The organism is Streptomyces sp. NPDC029014 (assembly GCF_055564695.1).
This window is the reverse complement of sequence record NZ_JBVHVT010000027.1, coordinates 29,524-49,748: the sequence shown is the minus strand read 5'-3', so window position 1 is coordinate 49,748 and position 20,225 is coordinate 29,524. Positions and strand designations below refer to the sequence as shown.

The following is a 20,225-nucleotide window of genomic DNA, read 5'->3' as shown; positions in this document are numbered from 1 at the left end:
CCGCCCAGGGGCGGGACGCGACGAAGCAGGGATGCCCGAACGGCATCCCGGCTTCGTAGTCGACGGCGAGGAAAGCGGGGGGACTGGTAGTGGAGTGTTGAGAAGGAAGTCCGCCCATGGCCTCGCCGGGGGCCAACGCTACCAGTCAGGCCGGGATCAGTGCGCGCAGGTTTTCCGGCGTGATGACCAGCGAGTCCGGGTGCAGCCCTTCCGGGCGTTCCAGGCCGATGTACGTGACCGGGCCGTCCGGGACCCGGGGCTGCGTGCCGTCCCACCAGGTGGTGGTCGTGGCGCGGTCGGCCATCAGGTCGACGAGGTGTCGGACCGTCAGCTGGTCGCGTTCGACGATGCCGCGCACCAGCGTGGCGACCGACACCTGGTTCCCCTCGACCCGGTTGGCGTTCGGGTTGCCCTTCAGGTACAGGTGCAGCCACTTCGCGCGCCACCCGCCGTCGTCCCCGCGCAGGAACACCAGCGGCAGGGCGACCCTGCCCGTCCCCCGCAGCTCCGACTTCATGCGCACCGTACGCGGCTCGAAGGGGCGCCCCTGCTGCTCGGAGTCGCGCAGCATGAAGCCGAAGAACGACTCCGCGACCTCCTCGAAGCCCTCCCCGGAGTAGATGTTGACCTGCGGGACGATGAAGTCGCCGCGCACGGCGTCCAGGCGCAGGTTGATGAACTCCGAGGCGCCGTCGGGTGCGGGGGCGTCGGTGATGTCGCCGGAGTGTTCGCCCTCGAGGTCCTGCAGGGCCGTGTACGACAGCCAGGTGACGGTTTCGTACGACGTGTCCAGCATGAGGGCCGACAGGTCGAAGTCGGTGCTGCGCTGCGCCTGCCGCCAGTGGACGAAGAACCGCAGCAGCACCCCGTCGACGGGGGAGAGGGACCCGCGGGGGAGCACGCCGAGCCCGGCGGCCGTCGCCTTGCCGCTGAGCGGCAGCGCGACGTCGAGGACCGCGGGGTCGACCACCAGGTGGCCCGGCTCCGGGAGCCGGCGCCGCGTCTCCGCGTCCAGGGCCGCGACCAGCCGCTTGACGTCGGCTTCCGGCACCGGCGGGCGGGTGTCCGTGGCGACCCAGGCGCGGCCCCCGCGGTTGACGAAGACGCGGCGCCGCACCGCCTCCTGCGTCCGGTTGTGGAAGTGCTCGCGCACGGACAGCAGGACCCGGCCGGAGACCTGAGGGGCGGCCGCCTCGGCAGCGGCCGCGACCGCGTCGCGCTCCTCCTGCCCGGGGCAGGCGCGCAGCAGCCGGTCCAGGGAGCGCACCAGCCGGCCCGGGGCGGCGGCCGCCAGCAGCCGCGCCGCGCCCGTGACGTCGTCGGCGGCGAGCAGTTCCTCGACGCGGCTGTCGAGGGTCCGGGCCTCCTGCTCGCCGCGGGCGACGGCGAACACGTCGGCGGCGTGCGGCCAGCGCGGGTACTCGTGCGGGTGGAGCCGCTCACCGAGGCGCTTGAACGCCTCGCGGTGCGCGGCGACGTCCGCAAGCTTGGCGGGGGACGCGGCGACGACCGCGTCCAGGCCGGCGAGGAGGGCGCGGCGGACCGGCCGGGACGGCGAACGGAACCGGGTCGGCTCGGCGAGGGTCACGTCGCCGTCCGACAGGGCGCAGGCCAGGCGCAGGACGTCGGTGACGGTGTCCACCAGCAGGTCCGCGCCGCGGTCGAGGCGGGCGCGGTTGACGGCGGCGCGGTTCTCCCGGACCGGGATCTCCTCGGGCTGCGGGCCTTCGGCGCAGTGCGCGGCGAGCAGGGCGAGGTCGCGCAGGCCGTCCTCGCCCAGCGGCGTGGCACTGCCCGCCAGCGCCAGGTACAGGGCGGTGACCTCGTCGTCGGGGCTGCCGCCGGCGTGCAGGACGGTCATGCGGTCGCCGCCGGCGGCGATCAGCTCGTCGTGTGCGGCGAGCATCTCCTCGTACGTGTGCTGGTAGGCGCCGTACGTAGGGAGGGTCAGCAGGTCGAGCACACCGGACCGGAGCTGGTCGAGGGTGCCCGCCCGGAAGGCGTCGTCGTCGAGCGCCGCACGGATGCACTGCATCCAGAAGTCGAGCGTGTCCGGCACGTTGGCCGGGAAGTCGACGAAGTACACGTTGTGCGCGACGTGGTCGCCGACCATCGCGCGCACCGTGTCCAGCGTGCGCGCCGAGGTCTCCAGGACGACCTCCTCGGCCAGACCCGAGAGGCGCTCCAGCAGCTCCGCCGAGAGCTTGAAGCCCACGGACATCAGCGCGGCGTCGAACTGCCGCGCCGCGGCGCCGCCCTGGCCTGCGGGACCGGAGGGGGCGGGGAGGCGGTGGGTGTGCCGGATGACCAGGGATTCAAGGGGATGGGACATCCACGAATGGTCCCAGACCACGCCGAACGGCCGCACCCCCGTTTTCGAACGCCGAGGCGGGCCGGCGCAGCCGCCACCCGCCCGCCCGCGTCCCGGGTCCGGCCGCGCCGCCGCCCTACCGGCTCACGGGATGTGCTCGATCCGCTTCCCGTCCAGGAGGTACACCGGCAGGTGCGGATGGTCCGTCGCGACCGGGAACCCGTTCTCGTGCGCCACTGCCGCGATCGCCAGGGGGCCCAGCGCCACGCGGGCGCGCGGGGCCTGCGACGGGCCCCAGTAGCCCGCGTGCTCCGTGACCGCCTCGGCCAGCGCCTGCGCGAAGGCGTCCCGGTCGCCCGTGACCAGGCGGTGGAAGAGCGCGACCGGCTGGTAGTCGATCCCGTTCACGAAGTCCTTCGGGGCACGGGCGATCTGCTCCGGCATCGACGTCCGGATCGTGGCGACCAGCTTCTCCACGACCTCGTCCATGTTCCGCCGCGCGAAGTACGTCTGCAGGGTGTCGATCCAGTGCAGCACGTACTCGTCGACCGAGTCGTCCTCCCGCAGCCGCTCCATCGGCACTCCGCACAGCCGGTCGATCCGCTCCTCCTGGCGGCACACCACCGCCAGGTAGAACGCGTCGAGCCAGGCCCGCGCGTCCGCCGGGGGAGAGGCCGGGAGGGCGGGCAGCCGGGTCACCAGGTCCTCGCCCAGGTAGCACTCCATCGGCTCCGCGACGCCGGTGAACAGCGCGCAGCCGAGCTGCACGGCGGTGGCCCATGCGTCCCAGGTGGTGACGCGCGACGCCTTCGGGTCGTCGGCGCAGCGTGCATGGGCCAGGGCGAGGGCCGCGGCGAAGGCGTCGCCCAGCCCCGACGGGTCCCGCACGACCTCCTCCAGCGCCCCGGCCGCGGCCCGTTCGAGCCCGTCCGCGTCGGAAGGGGTCCGCGCCGCAGGACCGGTGGTCGTCCGCCCGGCGCGGTCCAGGCGGACCAGGCCCTTCATCAGGCCGAGCAGGGGCGGCTCCGGCCGCAGGGAGAAGGTGCGGGTGTTCTCGTCGATGACCGTGAGGGAGGTCAGGCCGCCCCGGTGCCACCAGTAGACCCGGGGGGAGAGGGCGCCCGGCCCGTCCTGGTGGGCCCGGAGGGCGTACGCGGCGAGGTCGTTGAGGGCGTCGACGACGGTGCCGTCGACGATCGGGTGGTACGCCAGCAGGTGCCGGGTCGGTACGACGACCAGCGCGCCCGCCTCCGGCAGCGTCTCACCGGTCAGCCGCCGGACCGTCTCGGCCAGGAACAGGGCACGGCTCGCGACGAACGGGGAATCGCCGTAGAGGGAGTGCAGCGTCGCCCGCCCCTCGAGCGGCACCTCCTCGTAGGTGACCGGCACGTCCATCAGGTTCTCGTAGGCCGCCCCTCCCAGGGCTTCCAGCCCGGCGCGCTCGACATCGGCGTCGGTCAGGATCCGCACGCTGTCCGGCCCGTCGAGGGCGTATGCGAACACCAGCCCCTCCGCCACCACCCGCGCGTAGCGCATGCGGTCCACCAGCTCCGGCGTGAGGGAGTCGACCGGCAGCAGCCGGGCGTGCGCGCCCCGCAACAACTCCTCGGCGCTCTCACCGCCGCGGCCCGCCCGCCGCAGTACGTCGAAGTGCGCGCCCGCCGCACCGGGCGACAGGGCCGGGGCGAAGGCGCCGTCCGGGGTGCCGGGGGTTTGGTCTCGTTCCATCTTCACGACCCTACGACGCACCACTGACAGGATGATCACTAGGGCAGACCCACCAGGCCCCAACCGCGGCGGGCAGCCTCCGTGGTCACGTCGCCCCATTCACGCAGCAGCGCGGTGAAGTCCTCGAAGGTGTCCGGGCGGCCCGCCCAGCCCGCGCACTCGGCCGCGAACGGCGCGCGCAACGCCTCGAGGTGGGGCTCGACCTGCTTCCAGGCACGGGCCTTGGCTCCGGCTGCCTCCGGCGAGCAGACCAGGAGCAGGTGTGGACGCCAGGGGTCGGTGACCGGCGGGAAGAACCCCCCGCCGCCGGTCAGTGCGGGATCGTCCGCGGGATCCGCGTCCCAGATCAGGCCGCCGAGAAGGGTGTCCATCGGCTCCCGCACGGATGCGTCGACCAGACGGCGTACGTCTTCCCATGCCTCGCCCGCGCGGGCGTGCGGGCGGTAGACGCCGGTGGTGGTGAAGAAGTCGTACTCGGCGCACCATGCCACCACCGGCTCCGGGGGCCACTGCCAGCCACCGGACCGCTCGTAGCCCAGGTGGCCGTCGGCGAGCTCCTGCGGCCAGGTCGCGTCTTGGAGTGCTTCGATCCGGTCATCGACGGGGACGTTGCCCAACTGTTCCCAGTCCGCCATGAACAAGGAGAGATCCAAACCCATCACCGCAGCATAGGCAGCCCCGGACAGCACCGACGTCGACGGCCTGACCGCCGTGTTGGGGGCCGTCTGCTACCTAGCGGGCAGTCGGCTGCGCCTCGACGATGGGGGTCAGGCCGTCGAGGAGCGCCTTGAGGCCGAAGGCGAAGAGCGCGTCGAGGTTCAGGTCGTAGCCGTCCTCGAAGGCTCCGACCACCCTGCTGAAGTTCGGGAAGCGGCCGGATTCCATCAACTCCCGGAGGACCGGGGCGCGGCTGTCCATCCACTGCTCCTCCGACTGGCCCGTGGCGGCTTCGGCGTGCGCTTCCGTCTCCAGGTGCGCCGCCAGGCCCTGGACATGGCTGTAGAGCAGGACGTGAATGTCGAACAAGGCGGTCGGGGCGAGGCCACGGCCGTCGAGGGCGCCCAGGACCCACTCGCCGTGGACCATCAGATTCGGTACGAGCAACGGGCGCGTGAGGGAGCCGAGCTGGGCCAGCCACGGGTGCTTCCGGTACAGGCTCCACAGGGTGCGGGCACCCAGCTCGATGCGGGCACGCCAATCCTCGGGTGCGTCCGCGGGGTAGGTCCCCTCGCCGAACGCGGCGTCGGCCATGTGCAGGACGAGGTCCTCCTTGCTCGCCACATACCGGTAGGTCGACATCACCGGGACGCCGAGCCGGGCCGCGACGCCGCGCATGGAGAGCGCCGAGAGCCCTTCGGCATCGGCGATCTCGACGGCGGTACGGACGATCCGGTCGCGGCTCAGCTCCTGCTCGGGACCGGAACGGGGAACGGAAGCCCGCGGGGCCGCGCCGGAGCCGGCAGGGGCGGGGACGGCTCCGGCCACGACCGTGCCGATCCGGGGCCGGGACTCCACGAGCCCCTCCAGACGCAGGGTCGTCAGGACCTTGGTGGCGGTGGCGAGGGCGACGCCCCACTCCCGCGCGATCTGCCGGGTCGAGGGAACCCGGTCCCCGGGGGCGAGTTCCCCGTCCGCGATGCGCCGACGGATCGCGGTGACGATCCGCAGGTAGGGCGGATCACCAGCTGCGTATGTGGTCTTCGTCACGTCCTGCCACTCCCTGGTCCTGTACTAGTGCAGAGGGTATCAGCGGCGTCGTCGTCCGGAAGGGTCTCTGCTCTAGTACAGGGCTGCGATCGGGCCATTTGAAGGGGCTGCAGGTGCGGCGTACGTTGCAGAACGCGTACACCGTACAGAGCGCTGGAGGAGCCTCTCATGAAGAACGTACTCGTGTCCGGCGGCGGCATCGCGGGATCCGTCCTCGCCTACTGGCTGCGCCGCCGCGGCTTCGCGCCCACGGTCGTCGAACGCGCCCCGGGCCGACGCCCCGGCGGGCAGGCGGTGGACATCCGCGGTGTCGCGCTCGAAGTCGTGGAGCAGATGGGCCTGCTGGGGAAGGCGCAGCGCGCGCGGACCCGGATGCGCGGCATGTCGGTCCTGGATCCCGACGGCCACGAGGTCGACCGTTCCACCGAGGCGACCTTCAGCAGCGGCCGGCTCGACAGCGAAGACATCGAAGTGCTGCGCGAGGACCTGGTGGAGATGGTGTACGAGCACACGCGCGCCGGTGTCGAGTACCTCTTCGGCGACAGCATCACCGCACTCGACGAGGACGAGACCGGCGTGCGCGTCGACTTCGCGCACGGGCCGTCCCGCACCTTCGACCTCGTGGTGGGGGCCGACGGCCTCCACTCCACCGTACGACGCCTGGCCTTCGGTCCGGAGGAGCGTTTCGCCCACCACCTGGGCAGCTACCTCTCGGTGTTCAGCGCGGAGAACTTCCTCGCCCTGGACGACTGGCAGCTGTGGCTGCGGGACGGTGACGCGGGCTTCGGCATCATGCCCGTGCGCGGCAACACCGAACTGCGGATCGCCTTCGGCTTCGAGTCCGCCCCTCTCCCGGACGGCCTCCGCGACCGCGACGCCCTCCGGCAGCTCGTCGTGGACAGGCTCGCGTCGATGGGGTGGGAAGGGGCCCGCCTGGCCGAGGCCGCCCGGAAGGCGCCCGACTTCTACTGCGACGCCATGGCCCAGATCCGCATGGACCACTGGTCACGGGGGCGGGTGACGCTGCTCGGAGACGCCGGCTACTGTCCGTCCCCGCTCTCGGGGCAGGGCACGAGCCTGGCCCTCGTCGGCGCCCACGTGCTGGCCGACTGCCTGGCCCGAGCAGCCGGCGACCACCACGTCGCCTATGCCCGCTACGAGCGTCGGATGCGCCCGTTCGTGACCCTCAACCAGGCCCTGGCCACCGAGAATCCCGGGGGACCGGCCTCGGAGGAATCCGTCGCGCACGCCAAGAACGCACTCTCCCTGCACGGCTGACGCCGCGGTCGACGGAGCGCAGCGGGCGGCCGGCACCGTCCTCGGGGATCCGGTCCGGCGTTGGACCTTTGCCTCCCCTCCCCCCGGAGCCGCCAGGGCTGTGGCCAGGGCGTTGCGGTGCGTGAGCTGTACAGTGCCACGCTATGAGTGCGTGGAGACCTCGATCCCGATCGCCGGAACCGTCCGGGCGGAGCCACTGCCCCCCTCGCAGCGCCGAGACGGGCAGCGGCGTCCGACTGGCAGCCCTGGACGGCGTCCGGATCGTCGCCGCGCTCTCCGTCCTCTGCTACCACTACCTCGCCCTGGAGAGCGCCTGGGGGCAGCCGGCCGCCACCGTCTTCCCCATGGCGAGCAAGTGCGCCGCGTACGGCTGGCTCGGCGTCGAGCTGTTCTTCACCGTCAGCGGGTTCGTGATCTGCATGAGCGCCTGGGGCCGCACGGCGGGAGAGTTCGCGGTCTCCCGCATCTCCCGCCTCTTCCCCGCCTACTGGGCGGCCGTGGCCTTCACGGCCACGGTGCTGTTCGCCTGGCCGGAGGTGCGCGGCGTCAAGGCGTTCAGCGACGTCGTGGTGAACCTGTCCATGCTCCAGGGCGGCATGAAGGTGCCGAACATCGACGACGCGTACTGGACCCTCTTCGTCGAGCTGAAGTTCTACGTGCTGTTCGCGCTCGTCATCCTGCGCGGCGTGACCTACCGCAACTGCGTCGTCTTCTGCGGGGTCTGGACCCTCGCCGGCATCGTGGCGCCCACGGCCGACAACGGCCTGCTGTCCTTCTTCGCGATACCGTCGTTCTCGCCGTACTTCATCGCCGGCATAGCCTTCTACCTGATGCGCCGGTTCGGGCCCAACCCCGTCCTGTGGACCATCGCCGGGCTCCAGTTCCTCCTCGCGCAGAGCTACGTCCAGAGCCGCACGATCAGCAACCTGGGGCGTACCGCCGCCTTCGAGCTGCCCGCCTGGCCGGCGCACACGATCATCGCCTGCGGGTTCCTCGTCATGGCCGGCATCGCCCTCGGCGCCTTCGACCGCGTCCAGTGGCGCTGGCTGCCGCACGCCGGAGCGGTCACCTACCCGCTCTACCTCATCCACATGATGGCCGGGCTGACGCTCATCCACCACTTCCGTCACGCCGTCGCACCCGCACCGCTCGTGCTGGGCGTGACCACGTTCATGGCCCTGCTCGCCTGGCTCATCCACCGCCTGGTCGAACGCCCCCTGGGCCGGCTGCTGCGCACCGGTCTGCGCCGCGGCGTGGAGGACATCCGCAGGGGCACCCCGCGCCGGGCGGCGCTCCCCGCGATCCCGGCGCAGCCGCCCGCCCCCGGAACGGAACGCATCCCCGCAGCCCGCTGACCGCCCCGCGCAGCCGGCTCGTCGACGCCCCACCTGCTTCCTCAGGCTGCCGCATCCGGTGCGGCCGGGCCGCCCGTCGGGCGGGCGGCCATGCGGGGGAGGAGTTCCTCGACCGTCGTGTTCAGATGGAGCTGGAGCAGGCGGTGGGGGAAGAAGTAGCCGCTGTCCGTCCGGTGGAGGAGGACGCGCTGCTCCGCCGCGTCCAGGAAACGGCGGTAGCGGTACGGAGTGTGGCCCCGAAAGGCCAGGACCGCCCGGATCGCCCAGTGGCGTACGACGGCCAGGCCGCCGAACCGGAAGCCCCGGACCACGGCGAACAGCACGCCGAGCAGGGCCGCGACGAAGCCGGCCCGGCGCAGTCCGTCGTCGGGTGCGGCCAGACCGATCAGCACCAGCAGGCCGAGGCCGCTCGCGGCCAGCCCCGCGAACCCGTGGACCAGGCAGAAGCGGACCGAGCGGTGGACGCCGTCGTTGGGGCGGGGGCGGCGGTCCCGCAGCGAGGGCTCGAACTGGTTGCCGACGACGTAGATCGTGCCGAGGAACAGGGACGCGACCGGGGCGATCCACGAGGGCTCCGGGCAGAGCAGGTGGACGACGTATCCGAGCAGGAAGATGAGCGCGACCCACATGAACACGGAGAGCGCGCCACGGGCGAGGAGCTGCCTGGCCGGCGTCGAGTAGACCATCCGCTCCCTCACCCGCCAGGTCCACCGCATCTGCTCCACCGGCCGGAAGACGTCGCCGAAGGAGGCCTCCATCTGCGTGAACGTGACCCACATGTAGGCGAGGTCCACCAGCCAGCATCCGGGTGACAGCAGGTCGGCCTCCGCCACGTAGAGCAGCCAGAACAGGATGAGCATCGTCGTGGGCCAGTTGGCCATGACGGGGATGACGATCCCTCCGCGCCTCCTCCCGCTGCGCCGCTCCGCACGACTGCCGTTCTCCTCGCCGTCCTTCTCGCCGGTCTTCCACAGGTACTTCTCCGACTGGTACGCCTGCGCGGCGATGTTCGCCGTCATGGCCAGGGCGAGGGCCCCGGCGTCGCGCACGCTCGTGTGCACCAGGCCGGCCCGGACGGCCACCGCCAGCCACAGCACGGGCAGCCCCAGCGCCAGGGCCGCCATGGTGACGGTCGGGACGATCCGCGGGAGGATCCCCTCGGCGCGGGACAGCCAGCTCAGGTCCAGCCGGTCCAGGTACAGCACGTGCTCGCGGCGCTCGGTGAGGGTGCGGGCCAGCGAGGTGAGGTGGGTGAGGGTCCGCTCGGGGGCGTCGTCCGGCCGCGGTCGGTCCCGCAGCAGGCACTCCCGGGTGTACGCGTCGAAGATCCGGCCGCGGCGCTGGTCGAGGGTGCCCGGTGCGCGGAAGTCGTCCGCCGGCCTGTTGCGGTAGGCGAGGCGGATGAAGGCGAGCATCATCGGCGACTGGAACAGCGGCCACAGGTCCGGATTCCCCTTCAGTGCGGCGTGCACGTCCGCGAGGGCCTCCCGGTCGGCGGCGAGGAAGTCCTGGACGTCCTGCCGGCTGGGCGGCTGGATCTCGACGTAGCGCAGTGCCCGGATGTCCTGGGCGAGGCGGCGCAGGTCGGCCTCGTCGGTGCGGCAGCCGACGGCGAGGCCCGGGCAGGAGCGGCGCAGCCGCCGCAGCTCGGCGACGCACTTGCGCCGGTCCTGCTCCGGCACCTCGTCCAGGCCGTCCAGCACCGGGAGCAGCCGGTGCTCGCCCAACCAGGTCCGCGCCAGCATCCTCGAGACACCGTGGTACTGCTCGTTGACGGCGGCGACCAGCCAGTCCTCTAGGGACTCGCCGCGGTACGTGTCCAGCCGCAGGTAGACCGGGATGTACGGGGGTTCCCGGTCGGCGGGGCCGTCCAGCACCTCCGCGGCCAGCCGGTGGGCGAGCCGGGCGAGCTGGGTGGTCTTGCCCATGCCCGGTCTGCCCAGCACCACCAGTTCGTCGGTGTCCTCGTAGAGCGCGCGGATGCTGGTCACCGGGGTCGGCACCGGTACGGGCTCGGGCCGCCGGACCTTCCTGCCCCGGCGGCCGCGCACGAAGTGCTCGGGCTTCGGTGCCGGCTTCGTGAGGACGGCGAAGCGCGGGGTGAGGTAGTGGTGGGCCTCGGCCCGCTCGATGTCCTCGGCCGTCCGGTCCCGGACCTGTTTGACCAGCCTTCGGTGCAGGCGTATCGCGTACGTGTCACGGCGGGCGCGCACCGGCCAGGTGACGGCCGCGACCACCCACGTCACGACCGCCTGCAACAGCCGGCGCAGGGGGTAGCGGCGCAGGTCCCCGTCCGGGGCGGGCGCCGTCGCGGGCGCACCGGACGCCGGGCCGCTGTCCTCGACCCCGGGAAGCGGCGGATGGGGCTGCTGCTCCTCGTGGTCAGGGTCCTGCTGCTCCGTGGTCGAGGTCTGTTCCGCCCAGGCCTTGTGCCACCGCGGCTCCCACTCGGCGGGATCCCCGCCCAGGGCCGTGACGATGGACAGGAACGGCTGCAGTAGGGGGCGTCTCTTGCCGGAGAAGGATTCGGAGACGTAGGGCGGGCTGAGGTGGGCGGCCTTGGCCAGTGCGGTGACCGTGGGGCGGGCGGCCGGGGCCAGTCCCTCGTAGAGCTCGTCGTGGACCCGGCGCATCAGCGCCGCCCAGGGCCGCAACTCCGGTGCGGCCGCAGCCGGATCCGGGCGCTGTGGGCCGTGTGGCCGGAATCGGCCGCGCTCTGCCATCCGCTCTCAGCGGGGTGCGGTGAGCCGTAGAACGGTGGTTGTCAGGGCATGCCACGGCCTTCGCCGCGCACCGCGCGAAGGCTGCCGTGGCCATCCCGGCACGACACATCCTGGCCAGCGGAGCACCGTCTTGTACGGCCAACCGCCAGGTTCGGGAACTCCGTTACGTTCGAGGAGTCCGTGCATGAACGATCCACGCCTGCTCCCCGCCCTCGGCGGCCTCGCGACGGCTGGGCTGGGGGTGCTGGCCGAGGCCCCCTGGTGGCTCGTCGTGACCCTGGCCTTCGCCGCGCTCCTGGTCCTGCGGGCCGAGGCACTCGTCAACGCCGGCAACGAAGCGCGCCGCGGGCTGCACGAGGGGCGGCTGCTGGGCGCGGTGCCCCGTCGGCAGGCCCTGGACTACCTGAGGGAGGTCAGGCAGGCCCAAGCCGGCTCACCGCCCCCGCAGCCCGATCCGCCCCGTCCGCCCGGTCCGGACACGGGCGGCCCGGAGCAGGGATGACCAGGAGGATCATGTGACGACTAGGGCTAGTCTGCGACGATGGAACGCTCGACCGACGTGCCCGAGAGCTACGCCGCCCGGTGCGCAGATCGGGCCCAGGTGAACGACTACGACGGTTTCTCCGCCGCGTACGCGGCGGAGAACGAGGACGACCTCGTGAACGGGTACGACGAGCGGCCCGCGATGCTGGCCCTCGCCGGAGACGTGGCCGGCCGCCAGATCATGGACGCCGGTTGCGGCGCGGGCCCCTGTCCGCTGCACTGCGCGACCGCGGTGCGGTCGTGACCGGCATCGACGCCAGTGCCGAAATGGTGGCGTCGGTCAGGCGCCGGCTGGGTGACGACGTGGCACTGCACGTTGCCGACCTGTGCGACCCGCTGCCGTTCGCCGACGCCGCGTTCGACGACGTGGTCGCGTCGCTCGTGCTGCACTACATGGAGGACTGGGGGCCGACGCTGGCCGAGTTGCGGCGCGTACTCGGGCCCGGCGGCCGGCTGATCGCGTCGGTGGACCACCCCTTCGTGGCCTACGCGATCCAGGAGCCTCGACCCGACTACTTCGCGAACACCAGCTACATGTTCGACTGGACGTTCGACTGGCGGTCCGTCCCGATGCGGTTCTGGCGCAAGCCGCTGCACGAGATGAACGGTGCCTTCACCTCCGCCGGTTTCCGACTCGCCGCCATCAGCGAGCCGCAACCCGATCCGGTCGCCCGTGAGCTGTTCCCCGACGACTTCCATGACCTTGCGAGCAGCAGGTCGGCAGCCGACACCCATGCCTGGGTGCCGGGTTCGCCCGTCGTGGAGCCGGCCGTGACGGCGACCACGTACTGCCCGCCCGGTTCCAGGACCGCGTACCGGGCCGGGTCCTCGGAGGAGTAGCCGCCCGGACCGCCGCCGCGCCGCACGCTCTGGGTGAGCGGCAGCGGGCCGGGGAAGCTGCCCCTGACGACGTCCAGGACCTTCACATCGGTGGTCAGGTCAGGAACGCGTCGGCAAGGCGCGCGGTGCGGGCGGCCGTCCCCGTCGGACACGACACCCCACCACACGACGCGACGGACGCCGAGCGGGTGGTGATCCGTCCGCCGCTGCCGGTTCCGGCGTGGCTGGAGGGCCGGGGCGGGCACCGGCGGCTACGGTCACTGCGCGAGGACCCGTACGCCGGGCTGCCCCAACCCGACGAACGGGGCAGCGGAGGAGGGGCGGGCTGAAGTGGGCCCGCAGCGCCCCGGAAGTGCCCCCAGAGGGCGAATGCGCAGGCGAGAGCCCGTTCGCCCGACCGTACCCGCCCCGTCACCCTCCGGTCCACACCACGTGGGCGGCTCCGGTTTTCCGGCCCCGCGTGCCGAGTCGCCCGAACGGTCCCGGGCGGGACAGCATGGAGTGAGGGCGGCCGGCGGGACGTCCTCGCGAGGAGGAGGCGACACAGACAGTGACCAGTCATCGCTTTGCGTTCTGCGGGGCTGAGCTTGCCGCCGTCTACGTGGTCGCCGAGCAGGACAGGGAACTGCACCTGGCCGAGCTGACCGGAAACTACCGCGTCCTCTACGGGCTGCCCGCGGTCCTCGCCGTGGCCGGCCACTCGCCCGCCGCCAACGCCTTCCGCTCGGGCCGCCCGCTGTGGCTGAACCCGAAGGAACTCGCGATGTTCATCGAGGAGGACCCCCACTTCGTCCCCACCCGCAACCGGGAGGGCGAGCCCCAGTCGCCGGCCAGGATCTCCCTGGGCGCGCTGCCCCTGGGGCACGGCGACCAGGAGCTCGGGTGCCTGGTCGTGGCCGGCGCGGTCGGCGACGGCTTCAGCCCTGACGACCGCAGCCTCCTGGAGCTGTACGCCGACCAGGTGGCTGCCGGACTCGAGGCGGTCGCCGCACGCCATGCCGGCCGCAAAGCCCCTCAGGCGCACGTGGGGCAGTCGCTGGTGCCCCACCACGGCGGCGCGTTCATCCTCGAACTGAGCACCGGCCGCATGGAGGCCCACGCGCACGTGCTGGAGCTGCTCGGTCTGCCCGCCGACCAGTTCGACGGGCGGGTGGAGACCCTGCTCGCCTGCGCCGTCCCCGATGACATGCCCGCGCTGATGGCGATCGTGGAGCCGGACCGGCTGGACGCCTCCGGACAGCAGCTCGCGTTCCGCATCCGCCGCCCGAACGGCGAGCTGCGCTGGCTGGGGCTGCGCTGCCGCGTGGAGGTGGACGCCGACGGCAAACCGCAGCGCGTCCTGGGCGTCGTGGCCGACGCCACCTACCTGCGGCCCAGCGCCGACGAGGTCTCCCTCGTGCAGCGGCTGTCGGCCACGCTGGCGGGAGCGGCCACCATCCGGGAGGTCAGCCGACTCGTGGTCGCCGCCCTGCGCGAGCCGCTCGGCGCATCCCGGGTCGCGGTCGGCGAAATGGAGCCCGAGCGGCTCATCGTCACCGCCCTCGAACCTCCGGAACCCGACGCCTGGCCCGAGGTCTGGCGCTCGCAATGGCGGTCCGAGTGGCCCGACGTGTCGCTCGGCGACCTCTCCACCCTGCAGAGCGCGGTGCGCGCGGGGCACATGAGCCTGTGGCCGCCGGGTGCGGACCTGGAGCCCGGACTGCAGGGCGTCGGGCCAGGTGGTCTTGCGGTGGTGCCCCTGCCCGCCGAAGGCCGGATGGTCGGGGTGTGCCTGGTGGGGTGGGACGCGGAGCACCGGTTCGGACCGGAGGAGCGGTCGCTGCTGACCGTGATCGCGGGGCTGGCGGGCCAGGCGCTGGTACGCGCCCACGCACTGGACGCGGGCCACGAACTCGCCACCATGCTCCAGCGCAGTCTGCTGCCCCGCACGCTCCCGGAACTGCCGGGCGGGGTCGCCGTCGCCCGCTACCTGCCCGCGACGGCGGGACTGGAGGTCGGCGGCGACTGGTACGACGTCATCCCGCTCCGTGACGGCCACGTGGCGTTCGTCATCGGGGACGTCCAGGGGCACAGCGCTGCAGCCGCCACCATCATGGGCCAGATGCGTACGGCCGTCAGGGCCTACGCGGTGGAGGGCCACCCGCCGGACGTGGTGGTCGCGCGGGCCAACCGGCTGCTCGTCGGCATGGAGACCGACCTCTTCGCCACCTGCGCGTACGTGGACCTCGACATGGAGGAGGGCATCGCCAGGGTCGTACGGGCCGGCCACCTGCCACCGCTGGTGCGCCATCCCGACGGCGTCGCCGAGGAGATGGCGGTCGAGGGCGGGCCCCCACTGGGCGTGCTCGCGGACGCCGAATTCCCCATGACCGAGACGGGGGTGGCCCCCGGAACCCTGCTCGTCCTCCTGACGGACGGCCTGGTCGAGTCCGCCAGACTGCCCCTGGAGGAAGGCATGCGGAGGGTGTGCGACGTGCTCGCCGGCGCCGACCCGGTGGGTGCGGGAGGCGTGGCCGACGAACTGGTCGTCGGTATGGGGCGGCGCGACGACGACGTGGCGCTGCTCCTGCTGCGCTACGACGGCACCGCGGGTCGGCCGAAGCGGACCCACTGGACGGTGTGGCGACTGCCCAAGGCGGTCATGCACGCGCGCCGCTTCACCACGCGCACCCTGCGGTCCTGGGGCGTGGTGGAGGAACTCGACGCGGTACTTCTGGTCGTCTCCGAGCTCGTCACCAACGCCATCGCGCACACCCAGGGCGAGGTGGGGATGGACCTGACCCTGTCGGCGGACCGGCTGCGGGTCGCCGTGAACGACGCGTCGCCGCGCAGCCCCGTCAGACCGGTGTCGGTGAGCTGGGAGTCGACCGGCGGCCGCGGGCTGCTCATCGTCGAGGCGACGGCGATGGCCTGGGGCTCGGTACCGCTGAGCGGCGGCAAGCAGGTGTGGGCCGAGATCCCCCTGCACCGCGCGGACGCCTGACGCCCCGGGCAGGACCCGCCGGGCCGCGGCCCGGACCGAGCCCCCGCACCTCGCGCAGCGGCGGACGGCGCGGTCATCCCGCAACGGAGCCGTCCTCGCCGGCCTCCCGTTCCCCGGAAGTACCGTGCGCTCACAGGGGAATCCGTTCCGGTTGCGGGCCGGGATGCGCTGTAGGAATGTGGTGGGTGAAGGGCCTGGGGGCTGCCGATCAGCTGGTCACAGCGCGGGAGCCGAACCCCGGCCCGGTGCACGGACGGCCCTGCCAAACTTGGCGCTCTCCGAGCCACGCCTGTCGTGTCGGCGTCAGGGTCGGCCCCCACGGAACTACTCGTACGCCAATGAGCAGGTGGTCCCATGTCCACGTGCATGTCCCACATGCCCCGCATCTCCGGCAGGTCCCGCATCCTCGTCGTCACGTCCTCGATCGTCACCGCGGTTCTGGTCGGAGGCCTCCTGACGGCCGGTCCGGCCTCGGCAGCGCCCCCGGTCGGCGCGGTGTCCTTCAGCGGTAAGGTCACCTGCAAGAACGCGTTCCCGGCTCCCAACAACTCCGTCCCCACCCGGGTATCACTGGACAGCAACGAGGACGATGCGTCGGGTCCCACCAACAACCCCACCAACCGCAGGGCGACGTTCGGTCCCATCAGCCTGGACGCCCCGTTGGACTCGCCGTTCAGCCTCACGGCCGACGTCACGTGCAAGGCACCGGGGAAGAAGGCCCAAACGTTCAGCAGGACGATCCCGCTGGACAACCTCACCGAAGGGGATACGGTCCCGCTGAACATCAAGTAGGCGCCCGCACCACGCACCACGCATCACGCATCACACACCGCTGCGCACCGCTCCGTAGGACCGCCGGTCTGACGGAGCGTCTGCGTCTTCCTGCGCCCGGACGACGGCCCCGATGTAACGCACGACGGGGCTCCGACCAAGTACAGGGTGGAGGGGGCCGACCGAGCCCCCCCGCACAGGGGAGGAAATCGGGTGCGCAGCCCACGACACGAGACCGGTCCACCGGATCTCACGACGCCCGAGGGATTCGCGGCGTTCTACGAGGAACACGTCGACGCCGTCCTCGGCTTCGTCACCCGCCGGGTCGCCGACGCCCACCTGGCGGCGGACCTGACGGCGGACATCTTCCTCGCGGCGATGGGATCGGCGGGCAGCTACCGGCACCGCAGGGGAGCGACGGTCGCCTGGCTGTTCGGGATCGCCCGCAACGTCCTGGCAGGCTACGCCCGCGGCCGGGAGCGTGAGAGCGGGGCGCTGGCGCGGCTCAGCGGACGCAGGCTGCTCGACGACGAGGACGTGGCCGCGCTGGAGGAACGGATCGACGCCCAAAGGGCGTTCCGGGCCGTGGCCGAGCGACACGCGGCGCTGTCCGAGCCCCTGCGGGCCGCGCTCGACCTGGTCGTGATCGACGAGCTCACCCCGGCCGAGGCCGCGCAGGCCCTCGGCGTCACCCAGGCGACGGTACGGGTCCGCCTGCACCGAGCCCGCCGCGCGCTGCGCACACCGGTCCCCGCGAACACGCCCGAGCTGGAGGCGATCCGATGAGCAGCAGGCCCCGCGCGTTCGAGGAGCGGCTGAAGGCGGCGTTGCTGGCCCGGCTCCCGGAGGTGGCGCCGGCTCCCGCCTCCACCCGTGTCCGCCGCTACGGCATCCCGCTCGCCGTGGGCGTCGCGACGGCCGCCGTCGCCGCCGTGATGGCTCTGCCGGGGAGTACCCACAACGGCACCCGGCCGGCCGACGGCCCGGCCAAGGCGCCCGAGATCAGGAAGGACCCGGACGGCGCGTTGCGGTTCCGGATGCCGGAGCCGGGCGAGATCCCGGCGCTCGTGGACGCGTTGAAGAACCGGGGAGTCCCGGCGGTGCTGGTCCCCAAGCGGCCTCCGTCGCAGTGCTCCGAACTCGGCGGCGGCTACCGAGGTCCGCAGGCCGACCGCGATGCGGAGCTGCTCCAGAACTCCGCCGACGGCTTCGACTTCAAGGTCGACGCGAAGACGGTGCCGCCCGGCTACTCGCTCACGTTCGACTGGGCGGACTACTACCCGCTGGGCGAGAAGGGGATCAGCTTCGGCGTGATCGAGACCTCGAAGGTCCCGTCCTGCGCGGTCGACCGCTCGGAAGGCCTGGAGGAGCTGCTGAAATCGGGCACCGGCGCCCCCACGGGTGAGCCCGCCGGCACGATCCGGATTCCCATGCCCACGGCCGACGAACTGCCCGAAGTGGTCCGCAGGCTCCAGGCGCAGGGGGTCGCTGTCGTCGTGACGGAGAACAAGCCCAAGGCGGAGTGCCCGCATCCGGGCGGCGGGTACCGCGGTCCCCAGGCCGACCCCGAGGCCGAGTTGTACAGCGGTGGTGGCCGGGGGGAGAGCATCCTGAAGATCAACTCGAAGACGGTGCCTCCGGGGTACACCCTCGTGTTCTTGAAGCCGACGAGCCCGTCGAGCCATGCCCCGCAGGTCGGGGCCGGCGTGAAGGAGACCTCGAAGGTCACGCCATGCGAGATCGACTACTCGCTGAGCGGCAAGTAACGCGCAACAGGGCTCGTCGGGCGCCGGTTCCGGCACCCCGACGAGCCCCCTTGGGAATCACCGGGCACTCTGACGACCGGACGGGCCAGAGGCTCGGCCTGCCCCATATGGAGGCCGCCCCCGGAAGTCGAACTTCACTCCCGTAGCCAGAGCTTGAAAGTAGTTGCGCAGTTCGGTCCCTTCGGTACCTGTTCGGAGCATACGAACCTCACTGACCTGCGCATTTAACAAGGGCTGAAAGAGGCCGAGCCGGCACCGGTTCGACTCTCAGCCCCTGTTGCGCTGGCGTCGGAAGCGAGGTCTCCCGCTCGCGGGGCCCCTCGCGTCAGGCTCCTGGTTGGACCGGGCCGATGACGGTGCCGAGGGCCACCTCGAAGCGGCCTTCGGCAACGGAGGCGCCCGGGATCTCGCCGCCGGGGGCCGCGGAGGGTGAACGACGCCTCGTCCGCCGGAGTGCCGTGACCCTGGTCGGGGACCTGGATGTCGAAGTCACGGATCACGGTGCGCGGGCCGGTTACTTGACGGGGACGGCGTCCTTCGGGGAGGTGTGCCAGTTGGTGACGATCGGGCGGTCGACCGTGATGGTGCCGACCGGCAGGGAGACGGGGTTGGGGTCGTTGTTGCCGATGGCGACGATGATGCTGTCCAGTTCCTTGCCGCCGTTCTCCTTGGTGGTCTTCGGGTTCACCCCGGCGTAGGCGGCCGTGCTCCCGCTCAGCTTGATCTGCTGGCCGGCGGACTGCTCCGCGGGGCCCGCAGCGGTGCCGTCGGAACCGAACGCCACGGTCGGCAGCGCGGCGGGCAGATAGCAGGTGATCCCGGGCTTCGCCTTCGCGGTGATCAGGATGTATCCGCCGGCCTGGCTCTCGGACTTGGTGCTCCAGGCGATGTCGTTGGCGCCGCAGGTCTGCCCGACCGCCTTGCCGTTGCCGGAGCCGGCCCCTTCCGGGGTCCCCTTGCCCGTCGCGGCGGAGCCCTTGCCGTTGCTGCCCTGGCCGGCGTCCGCCGTCGACGAGCCGGCCGGGGTGCCCGTCTTGCCGGCCGGAGCGGTGGCGGAAGAGCCCGGCGCGGCCCCGGTGTCCGTGGCCCCGTCCGAGTTCTGGCACGCCGTCATCAGCATGGCGCCGCCGATGAGGGCTGCGGAGACGAGAAAAGCCTTGCGACGGTTGCCGGACATGAAAGAGCCCCTTGGTGGTCACTGGACGAGGCCGAAGCGGTTTCGGCTCCTCGGCGCTTACTCGATCACTATGAGGGGGCTGTGGGCCGAGCGGCTCCGGACGTCTTCGTTCCAGGACACCGCTGTCGCAGACCGGTGACATGATCACGAAACGGCCCGAGGTGCCCGACCACGAGGTCGGGTTCATGTCCCTGCGTAGCCCGCACACGGCCGCGTTCCATGGCCGGGCACGAGCCGCGCGCGTGTCTGTGGCGGGGTCAGGGTGCGGTCGGCGGTGGTCGGCGGTGGTCGGCGGTGGTCGGCGGCCGGGACCTGGGCCGTCGTCCGGCGCCGGAGAACGCGGAGTCGTCGGACCCCGGACGCGTCTCGGACTCAGACCACCAGGGGCGGGCGGCGGGCCAGCAAGTGGGCGTCGAGGAAGCCCCGCTCGGAGGCCGGATCGTGGAGCAGCCGGGCGAACGTGACGAGGCCGGCCCCGGCCAGCAACTCGGCGAAACGGTCCACCGGCCAGCTGTATGCGGGCGTCACCTTGTGGTCGAAGCGGACCGGCTCCGGTCCGTCGGTCGCGAAGAACGAGACCAGGAGCAGGCCTCCGGGAGCCAGGACACGTACCTGCTCGGCGAGCAGCGCGGGCAATTCCCCCGGCGGGGTGTGGATCATCGAGTAGTGGGCCAGCACCCCGCCGAGCGCGCCGTCGCCGACCGGCAGGGCCTCCATGCGGGCTTCGTCGAACCGCAGCGCCGGATGGACCCGCCGGGCGTGGTCGACCATGGCGGGGGAGAGGTCGAGCCCGAAGGCGTCCAGCCCGAGCTCGTGCAGCATGGCCGTCAGATGTCCGGGGCCGCATCCGACGTCGGCTGCCCGCGGGTTCCCCGCCCCACGTACCAGCTCGGCGAAGGTGCCGATCATGTTCCGCGTGAACGGCCGCGTCTCCAACCGATCAGCGAACATCGAGGCATACAGCTCGACGACCCCGTCGTAGGCCGCCCTCGTCTCGTCCTGGTGTTCCGCCACGGGAAGGAAGCTAACACCCGCGCCGTTCA

Annotated in this window: 14 protein-coding genes and 1 pseudogene; 8 read left to right on the top strand and 7 right to left on the bottom strand. The window is 72.3% G+C overall.

The window, feature by feature from the left end:
* Positions 1-145 precede the first annotated feature (145 nt).
* From ACZ4VL_RS17005 to ACZ4VL_RS16990, 4 genes are all read right to left on the bottom strand, one after another.
* A complete protein-coding gene (locus ACZ4VL_RS17005) occupies positions 146-2,332 on the bottom strand; it encodes a TerD family protein (protein ID WP_468200296.1) in 2,187 nt (728 codons plus the stop codon).
* A gap of 123 nt (positions 2,333-2,455) precedes the next feature.
* Positions 2,456-4,039, bottom strand: coding sequence for an immunity 49 family protein (locus ACZ4VL_RS17000; RefSeq protein ID WP_468200294.1), 1,584 nt, complete (start codon positions 4,037-4,039; stop codon positions 2,456-2,458).
* A gap of 38 nt (positions 4,040-4,077) precedes the next feature.
* Positions 4,078-4,698, bottom strand: a complete 621-nt coding sequence (locus ACZ4VL_RS16995; protein WP_468200292.1) for a hypothetical protein — start codon at positions 4,696-4,698, stop codon at positions 4,078-4,080.
* A gap of 73 nt (positions 4,699-4,771) precedes the next feature.
* A complete protein-coding gene (locus tag ACZ4VL_RS16990) occupies positions 4,772-5,746 on the bottom strand; it encodes a TetR/AcrR family transcriptional regulator C-terminal domain-containing protein (RefSeq protein WP_468200290.1) in 975 nt (324 codons plus the stop codon).
* A 168-nt stretch (positions 5,747-5,914) separates the two neighbouring features.
* Here ACZ4VL_RS16990 and ACZ4VL_RS16985 point away from each other — a divergent pair, with 168 nt between their 5' ends.
* Both ACZ4VL_RS16985 and ACZ4VL_RS16980 read left to right on the top strand, forming a co-directional pair.
* The gene (locus ACZ4VL_RS16985; protein ID WP_468200289.1) at positions 5,915-7,024 is read left to right on the top strand and encodes an FAD-dependent monooxygenase; all 1,110 of its coding nucleotides are present in this window, start codon (positions 5,915-5,917) and stop codon (positions 7,022-7,024) included.
* A 143-nt stretch (positions 7,025-7,167) separates the two neighbouring features.
* On the top strand, positions 7,168-8,379 hold the full coding sequence (locus ACZ4VL_RS16980) for an acyltransferase family protein (RefSeq protein ID WP_468200287.1): 1,212 nt from the start codon (positions 7,168-7,170) through the stop codon (positions 8,377-8,379).
* Positions 8,380-8,420: 41 nt separating this feature from the next.
* Here ACZ4VL_RS16980 and ACZ4VL_RS16975 read toward each other — a convergent pair whose 3' ends face one another.
* Entirely contained in the window at positions 8,421-11,012 is a 2,592-nt protein-coding gene (locus ACZ4VL_RS16975) for an NACHT domain-containing protein (RefSeq protein WP_468200285.1), read from the bottom strand.
* Between the two features lie 274 nt (positions 11,013-11,286).
* On the opposite strand from ACZ4VL_RS16975, the gene ACZ4VL_RS16970 reads away from it, so the two are divergent.
* The 6 genes and pseudogenes from ACZ4VL_RS16970 to ACZ4VL_RS16945 all read left to right on the top strand — a co-directional run bounded on the left by ACZ4VL_RS16970 (position 11,287) and on the right by ACZ4VL_RS16945 (position 18,005).
* Complete coding sequence (locus ACZ4VL_RS16970; RefSeq protein ID WP_468200283.1) at positions 11,287-11,604, top strand: hypothetical protein; 318 nt, start codon at positions 11,287-11,289, stop codon at positions 11,602-11,604.
* A 39-nt stretch (positions 11,605-11,643) separates the two neighbouring features.
* Positions 11,644-12,485: pseudogene (locus ACZ4VL_RS16965) on the top strand (class I SAM-dependent methyltransferase).
* A 550-nt stretch (positions 12,486-13,035) separates the two neighbouring features.
* A complete protein-coding gene (locus tag ACZ4VL_RS16960; RefSeq protein ID WP_468200282.1) occupies positions 13,036-15,468 on the top strand; it encodes a SpoIIE family protein phosphatase in 2,433 nt (810 codons plus the stop codon).
* 354 nt (positions 15,469-15,822) lie between these two features.
* On the top strand, positions 15,823-16,260 hold the full coding sequence (locus tag ACZ4VL_RS16955) for a hypothetical protein (RefSeq protein WP_468200280.1): 438 nt from the start codon (positions 15,823-15,825) through the stop codon (positions 16,258-16,260).
* A gap of 192 nt (positions 16,261-16,452) precedes the next feature.
* The gene (locus ACZ4VL_RS16950; protein WP_468200278.1) at positions 16,453-17,025 is read left to right on the top strand and encodes an RNA polymerase sigma factor; all 573 of its coding nucleotides are present in this window, start codon (positions 16,453-16,455) and stop codon (positions 17,023-17,025) included.
* A complete protein-coding gene (locus ACZ4VL_RS16945; protein WP_468200277.1) occupies positions 17,022-18,005 on the top strand; it encodes a hypothetical protein in 984 nt (327 codons plus the stop codon). The genes ACZ4VL_RS16950 and ACZ4VL_RS16945 overlap by 4 nt, the downstream gene beginning before the upstream one ends.
* 514 nt (positions 18,006-18,519) lie before the next feature.
* Here the strand turns inward: ACZ4VL_RS16945 and ACZ4VL_RS16940 are convergent.
* On the bottom strand, positions 18,520-19,182 hold the full coding sequence (locus ACZ4VL_RS16940) for a DUF4232 domain-containing protein (protein WP_468200275.1): 663 nt from the start codon (positions 19,180-19,182) through the stop codon (positions 18,520-18,522).
* Positions 19,183-19,554: 372 nt separating this feature from the next.
* Complete coding sequence (locus ACZ4VL_RS16935) at positions 19,555-20,196, bottom strand: class I SAM-dependent methyltransferase (RefSeq protein ID WP_468200273.1); 642 nt, start codon at positions 20,194-20,196, stop codon at positions 19,555-19,557.
* Positions 20,197-20,225 lie beyond the last annotated feature (29 nt).

What these genes read in the sequence shown, in the direction of transcription:
- ACZ4VL_RS16980 (WP_468200287.1), top strand. Translation starts at nt 7,168, where the DNA reads ATGAGTGCGTGGAGACCTCGATCCCGATCGCCGGAACCGTCCGGGCGG.
- ACZ4VL_RS16970 (WP_468200283.1), top strand. Translation starts at nt 11,287, where the DNA reads ATGAACGATCCACGCCTGCTCCCCGCCCTCGGCGGCCTCGCGACGGCT.
- ACZ4VL_RS16955 (WP_468200280.1), top strand. Translation starts at nt 15,823, where the DNA reads ATGTCCACGTGCATGTCCCACATGCCCCGCATCTCCGGCAGGTCCCGC.
- ACZ4VL_RS16985 (WP_468200289.1), top strand. Translation starts at nt 5,915, where the DNA reads ATGAAGAACGTACTCGTGTCCGGCGGCGGCATCGCGGGATCCGTCCTC.
- ACZ4VL_RS16995 (WP_468200292.1), bottom strand. Translation starts at nt 4,698, where the DNA reads ATGGGTTTGGATCTCTCCTTGTTCATGGCGGACTGGGAACAGTTGGGC.
- ACZ4VL_RS16945 (WP_468200277.1), top strand. Translation starts at nt 17,022, where the DNA reads ATGAGCAGCAGGCCCCGCGCGTTCGAGGAGCGGCTGAAGGCGGCGTTG.
- ACZ4VL_RS16975 (WP_468200285.1), bottom strand. Translation starts at nt 11,012, where the DNA reads ATGCGCCGGGTCCACGACGAGCTCTACGAGGGACTGGCCCCGGCCGCC.
- ACZ4VL_RS16940 (WP_468200275.1), bottom strand. Translation starts at nt 19,182, where the DNA reads ATGTCCGGCAACCGTCGCAAGGCTTTTCTCGTCTCCGCAGCCCTCATC.
- ACZ4VL_RS17005 (WP_468200296.1), bottom strand. Translation starts at nt 2,332, where the DNA reads ATGTCCCATCCCCTTGAATCCCTGGTCATCCGGCACACCCACCGCCTC.
- ACZ4VL_RS17000 (WP_468200294.1), bottom strand. Translation starts at nt 4,039, where the DNA reads ATGGAACGAGACCAAACCCCCGGCACCCCGGACGGCGCCTTCGCCCCG.